Source organism: Pseudomonas sp. (assembly GCF_037994325.1).
Classification (GTDB): Bacteria; Pseudomonadota; Gammaproteobacteria; order Pseudomonadales; family Pseudomonadaceae; genus Aquipseudomonas.
This window is the reverse complement of the sequence record NZ_JBBNAH010000017.1, coordinates 1-2066: the sequence shown is the minus strand read 5'-3', so window position 1 is coordinate 2066 and position 2066 is coordinate 1. Positions and strand designations below refer to the sequence as shown.

The window sequence follows — 2066 nt, the reverse complement described above, 5'->3', positions numbered from 1 at the left end:
GCCTTGGCTTTGATTTTTTCCGCCGCAGCGGCCTGGGTGGGTAGGGCGAATACGCCGCAGAGAAACAAGCTGATAAGCGACTGACGAATATTCACAAGGACAGGTCCACAAAGGCAGAGGAATAGGGAGCCTAAGCAGTCCTTGCTGGCCGGCGCAGTATACGGAAAGGGTAGGCCAGCTTGGAATGGAGTGTGATGCAGTTCATCAAAAACCTCTGGCAGGTTATTGAGATCAAAGACAACTGGCTGCGCAAGCGGCGAAACCTACAGGTTCAACTCTGCATGCAGCCATTCCAAAAACGGCTGCAGCAACCGCGCCCGGCGTTTACGTTCGGAAAGCACGGCGTAATAGCCATAGCGCGACTCCGCCTGTTCGGTTATCACCCGACACAACACCCCCTGCTCCAATAGCTCATCGACCAAATGCGCCCAGCCAATGGCCACGCCTTGGCCGGCAATCGCTGCCTGAATCAGCAGGGTGTAGTTATCAAAACTCATCGCTGCCGGGCCTACCGGCTGACTGATCCCCAGCGCTTGAAACAAGCCGTTCCAGTCAAACCAGCGGCTGCTCATATCGGGCTTTAAGTGCAGCAACGGCAACCCAGCCAAGGCGTTTTTGCCTAAGGGTAAGGTGCGCCCTTCCAACAGACGCGGGCTACAAATGGGGAACACCTCTTCGCTAAACAGGCGGCTGGCTTCGGTGTGTTTAAAGCGCCCATCGCCAAAGGTGATGGCAATGTCGATGTCGCTGCGCAGGCTGGTCATGCTGCGGTCGCTTGTGATCAGGCTGACGTCCAGGTGCGGGTTAGCGGCGCGAAAACGCGGTAACCGGGGCATCAACCAATAGGCTGCAAAGGCAAAGTCGGTGGACACCTGCAGCACCTCATGCTGGTTCTGCGCGGTGATGGCGGCGACGCCAGCGTCGATGGTTTCCAGGCCTTGCTGCACATGCTGGAGCAACACCTGGCCGGCATCGGTAAGAGTGATGCCGCGGTGGATGCGATCAAACAGGCGCACACCCAACTCTTTTTCCAGGCGTTTGATCTGCTGACTCACCGCCGGCTGAGTGGTGCCGAGCTCAGCGGCCGCGCTGGTAAAACTCAGCGAGCGCGCGGCGGCTTCGAATACCCGCAGCAAGTCCAAGGGCAGGCTCATAGGCCACCTTCACATAAGCAATAGTTATCCGAAGCATGCATGGCCATGCGCTTTACCCCTGGATGCATGAGGCAGAAGATCGAGGCAGAGACTATCGCATAACTGCTACGCATAGGATAAGCCTGCCACATGAAGCGCCCGAACATCCTTTTCATCATGGCCGACCAAATGGCCGCGCCGCTTCTTCCCCTGCATGACAGCGCATCGCCGATCAAAATGCCGCACTTAAGCCGCCTGGCTGCCGAGGGCGTGGTGTTCGATTCCGCCTACTGCAACAGCCCGCTGTGCGCGCCATCGTGTTTCACCCTGGTCAGCGGCCAGCTGCCGTCGAAAATCGGCGCTTACGACAATGCCGCGGATTTCCCCGCCGACGTGCCCACCTACGCCCATTACCTGCGCCGCCTGGGCTACAAGACGGCGCTGTCGGGCAAGATGCACTTCTGCGGCCCCGACCAACTGCACGGTTATGAAGAGCGCCTGACCAGCGATATCTACCCCGCCGATTACGGCTGGGCGGTGAACTGGGATGAGCCGGATGTGCGCCCGAGCTGGTACCACAATATGTCATCGGTGCTGCAAGCCGGGCTATGCGTGCGTACCAACCAGCTGGATTTTGATGAAGAGGTGGTGTTCAAGGCGCAGCAGTATTTGTTCGACCATGTGCGCAATGACGGCGACCAGCCGTTCTGCCTGACCGTGTCGATGACCCACCCCCACGACCCCTACACCATCCCGAAAAAATTCTGGGACCTGTACGAGGACAGCGATATTCCGCTGCCACGCCATCCGCGCGAGCAGAACGAGCAAGACCCGCATTCACAACGGCTGATGAAAGTGATCGACCTGTGGGACAAGCCGCTGCCAGAGAACAAAATCCGCGATGCCCGCCGCGCCTACTTTGGTGCATGCAGC

The 2066-nt window shown here is 58.7% G+C and carries 2 protein-coding genes; one reads left to right on the top strand and one right to left on the bottom strand.

The window, feature by feature from the left end:
* Positions 1 to 263 precede the first annotated feature (263 nt).
* Complete coding sequence (locus AAAB16_RS00580; RefSeq protein WP_340661578.1) at positions 264 to 1154, bottom strand: LysR family transcriptional regulator; 891 nt, start codon at positions 1152 to 1154, stop codon at positions 264 to 266.
* A 129-nt stretch (positions 1155 to 1283) separates the two neighbouring features.
* On the opposite strand from AAAB16_RS00580, the gene betC reads away from it, so the two are divergent.
* On the top strand, positions 1284 to 2066 hold a 783-nt coding region (gene betC / locus AAAB16_RS00575; RefSeq protein WP_340661577.1), incomplete at its 3' end, for a choline-sulfatase.

Coding starts and splice junctions, on each gene's coding strand:
- AAAB16_RS00580 (WP_340661578.1), bottom strand. CDS start 1,154: ATGAGCCTGCCCTTGGACTTGCTGCGGGTATTCGAAGCCGCCGCGCGC.